This window comes from Streptomyces katrae (assembly GCF_000966975.1).
In the GTDB taxonomy this organism is placed as follows: domain Bacteria; phylum Actinomycetota; class Actinomycetes; order Streptomycetales; family Streptomycetaceae; genus Streptomyces; species Streptomyces katrae.
This window is the reverse complement of sequence record NZ_JZWV01000137.1, coordinates 1-3,001: the sequence shown is the minus strand read 5'-3', so window position 1 is coordinate 3,001 and position 3,001 is coordinate 1. Positions and strand designations below refer to the sequence as shown.

Annotated in this window: 2 protein-coding genes and 1 pseudogene; 1 reads left to right on the top strand and 2 read right to left on the bottom strand. The window is 76.2% G+C overall.

Annotated elements, in window-relative coordinates:
* Positions 1 to 343, top strand: a pseudogene (locus tag VR44_RS07245) (PrsW family intramembrane metalloprotease); the annotation flags it as partial.
* 16 nt (positions 344 to 359) lie between these two features.
* Here the strand turns inward: VR44_RS07245 and VR44_RS07240 are convergent.
* Both VR44_RS07240 and VR44_RS07235 read right to left on the bottom strand, forming a co-directional pair.
* Positions 360 to 1,409, bottom strand: a complete 1,050-nt coding sequence (locus tag VR44_RS07240) for a M23 family metallopeptidase (protein WP_045946543.1) — start codon at positions 1,407 to 1,409, stop codon at positions 360 to 362.
* A 279-nt stretch (positions 1,410 to 1,688) separates the two neighbouring features.
* Positions 1,689 to 2,858 (bottom strand): PP2C family protein-serine/threonine phosphatase, encoded by a 1,170-nt coding sequence (locus VR44_RS07235; RefSeq protein ID WP_052713497.1) that lies wholly within the window; start codon positions 2,856 to 2,858, stop codon positions 1,689 to 1,691.
* Positions 2,859 to 3,001: the final 143 nt, after the last annotated feature.

Below are 3,001 nucleotides of genomic sequence, written 5' to 3'. Positions count from 1 at the left end.
GGCGCGGGCCCTGGCCCGCCGCACCGGGGGCCGTCCCGCCGCCCGGGCGGTGTCCCGGTACGCGGCGGACGCCGCCGCCCTGGCCCTGCTGCGCCGGCAGGCCCGGCACGCGGGCCCGGGCGGCGACCCCGGCTTCGCGGAGCGGGAACGGGAACTGCTGCGCCGGCTCTGGCTGCGCCGGGGAACGGCCGGGCCGGCCCTGGCCCGGGCGGCGGTACTGGAGGAGCTGCTCCCGGTGCGCCCCGGTCCGCCGGCCGCGGCCCCCGCACGGCACGCACGGCGGGCCCTGCCGGTCGCCGTACCGGCCCCGAGGCGGGCGGAACTCTCCGCCGCCCCGGTGTGACCCGGAGGGGAGGGGGTCAGACGTCGAGGCCGCGGGCGGTCAGCCAGGCCAGCGGGTCGACCGTCGATCCGCCCTTGCGGACCTCCAGGTGCAGGTGGGCTCCGGTGACGTTGCCGGTCGCCCCCACCCGGCCGATGGTCTCGCCCGCGCCGACCGACCCGGAGGTCACCGACATCGAGGAGAGGTGGCAGTACCAGATCTCGGTGCCGTCATCGAGGCGGAGCACGATCCGGTAGCCGTAGGCCCCCGACCAGCCGGCCGAGACGACCGTCCCGCCGCCCACGGCCTTGACCGGGGTCCCGGTCGGCGCGGCGAAGTCGAGGCCGGTGTGGTAGCCGGAGGACCACATGGAGCCGGAGTCGCCGTAGTGCGAGGTGAGGGTGTAGGAGGAGGTCGGCAGGGACCAGCCGCCGGAGGACTTCACGGACGGACCGCCGCCCGATCCCGTGTCCGCGGCCCCCGTGGTCTGCGCCTGCGCGGCGGCCGCCTGGTCCGCCGCGGCCTTCTCGGCGGCGGCCTTCTCGGCGGCCGCGCGGACCGCCTCGGCCTCCTTCTCGGCCGCCTCCTTCTGGCTGCGGGCCTCCTGCGCGGCGCTCTCGCGCGCGGCCCGCTCGGCGTCCGCCCGGGCCTGGGCCTCGGCCGCGTCCTGCTGGGACTCGGCCTGCTGCAGGATGCGGTGGCGCAGCGCCTCGCCCGCGTCGGCGTGCCCCTGGGTCCGGACGGCCTCCTGCCCGTCGGCCTGCCGGGGCACGGCCACGGAGTCGGCGTGGGCGGCGGCCGCGGCGGCGCGGTCCCCGCCGCCCAGCAGGTCGGGCAGGGAGGGCACGGATATGGCGACCTGGGGGCGGTCCTGCGCGGTGGCGATGCCTCCCGCGCCGACCGCCGCGATCACGCCGACGCCGAGCACGGTCGAGGTGCGGGCGAGTCCGCCGCGCGGCTTGAGGACCCGGTGCTTGCCGCGGAGCGGACGTGCGGAGTCCTCCGTGGGATTCCACTCGCCCCAGGCGCCCGCTCCGGGCGTCTCCTGGAGTTCGATGCCTTCGGGGGCAGGCGAGTTGGAGGCCACGGGGGCACGCTCCTCAAGGACGAGAACGCACACGGGTGCCGTCGTGCCGACGGCTGGACGACCGCGCTGCGTTATCAAACGGTAATAGACGTAGGGGAGTGATTCCAAGCTGACGCGAATGATCGTTAGCGTCAATCGGCCACCCCCCGAACAACTTTGGCCGTTACATAAGGCGCGCAAGCCAATAATCCGGGCAAATACCCAACCACTCCCCCACCACTCCAGCCACAGTGGCCAAATGACTGACCGTCAACTACCTTGCGCAGAGCGGTTCATGAGCTACGCACCGTCACCGGAGCCCTCCTCGCGGCGCACCACCGGGACCGTCCGCCTCCGTTCCGGCTGCCCTTCGCCGGCCCGCCCCACCGCCAGGAGGGCCATGTCGTCGGTCGTCCCGCCGCCCGTGTGCCGGCGCACGTCGCTGCTGAGCGCGCTCAGCACCTCGTCCGGCCCGGAGAAGACCCGGCCCCGCAGCCGGACCGCCGGATCGTAGAAGACCCCCGAGCGGTCCCGCGCCTCGGTCAGCCCGTCCGTGAACAGCAGCAGGGTGCTGCCCGGCGGGAACGGCCACTCCCCGGCCGTGCCGGGCGGCCCCGCGGCCAGCTCGCCCAGACCCAGCGGCAGCGCGGGCTCGGCCGGGGCCAGTACGGCCAGGCCCCCGTCCGCGTACAGCAGCAGCGGCTCGGGGTGCCCCCGGTTGACCAGCCTCAGCAGCTCGGCGCCGGGCGGGACCTCCCCGAGCACGCACGTGGTGAACCCCTCCTCCGCGTCCAGCCCCTCGCGCCGGGTCCCCTCGCGGGCCAGCGCCCGCTCCAGGCGGCGCGCGAGCCCCTCCAGGGTCGGCTCGGTCTCCGCCGCCTCCCGGAAGGCCCCCAGCACCACCGCGACGGCCTCCACCGCCCCGAGCCCCTTGCCCCGTACGTCGCCCACCGCGAGCCGGACCCCGTACGGGGTGTCCTGCACGGCGTAGAGGTCCCCGCCGATGAAGGCGTCCGCCTGCGCGGCCTCGTACCGGGCGGCGACGTGCAGCCCGCCGATCCGCTCCGCCGGAGTCGGCAGCACGGCCCGCTGGGCGGCTTCGGCGATCCCCCGCGCCGAGGCGAGCCGCTCGCCGCTGCGCCGGACCACCCGGTTGATCAGCAGGGCCAGCCCGGAGACCGTCAGCACGGTCACCAGCTCGGTCAGCGCCTCCGCCCGCCAGCTGGTGCCGTTGTAGAGGTGCAGGCCCACGACCGCCGCCGAGGAGGCGATCCCGGTCAGTGCGGTCGCCCCGAGGCTGAACAGCGGGGCCGCGATCAGCGGGGCGGCGGTGAAGAAGGGCGCGCCGGTGAAGCGGGGCGGGGTCAGCAGGTCGAAGACCAGTCCGAGGAGGATCAGCAGGAACGGCAGGACCCGCACCACCTGCCAGGCGGCACCGTCCCCGCTCCGACCCTCGCTCTGCCGGCCCAGCCCCACGCCGCTCTCCTGCCGCCCGGAAGCCCCGCCCCTCCAGGCTGGCGTCCCGGGCCCCGCCCGGCGACCCGGCCGGACCGGTCGGGTGACGCGCGGAAACGACGAAGGCCCGGATCCTTGGGATCCGGGCCTTTGCCTCT